Raw genomic sequence first — 442 nt, forward strand, 5'->3', positions numbered from 1 at the left:
AAAAAAATTGGCTGAAAGCCTTGATTTTGCTATCTTTAAGCTCATAATCAAACAGTGATAAATGAGCGATTATTCAACCGATAAAGATGTATTAATTCAGGAGCTTCTTCAGCAACGTGATGAGCTCTATCAGGAGAATTATCGGTTGCAAAAAATCGACAACGGAGCGCTGGATACTCTTGAGGCAAAAAATCAGGAATTAGAGGCTGTTGTGGCTGAAAAGGAGAAGCAAATTAAAAAGCTTACCGATCAGCTTGCCTGGTTTCGGCATAAGTTGTTCGGGGCCTCGAGCGAAAAACATATTGCAGAAGATCCCAACCAGAGAAAAATTGACTGGGAAGGATTAGAGGTGCTTCCTGAAGAGAAAGAGGCCATTGAAGAGGCTGAAAAGGAGCTAATCGAGTATGAGCGACGCAAGCCTGCTAAAAACAAGAAGAAGGCA

1 protein-coding gene is annotated in these 442 nt (G+C 41.9%); it reads left to right on the forward strand.

Translation table 11 applies throughout. The features are described from left to right. Positions 1-61: 61 nt before the first annotated feature. The coding region (locus ATH1_RS19795) for an IS66 family transposase (RefSeq protein WP_010424177.1) at positions 62-442 on the forward strand (381 nt) is incomplete at its 3' end.

It is taken from the genome of Anaerophaga thermohalophila DSM 12881 (assembly GCF_000191885.1).
Taxonomy (GTDB): domain Bacteria; phylum Bacteroidota; class Bacteroidia; order Bacteroidales; family Marinilabiliaceae; genus Anaerophaga; species Anaerophaga thermohalophila.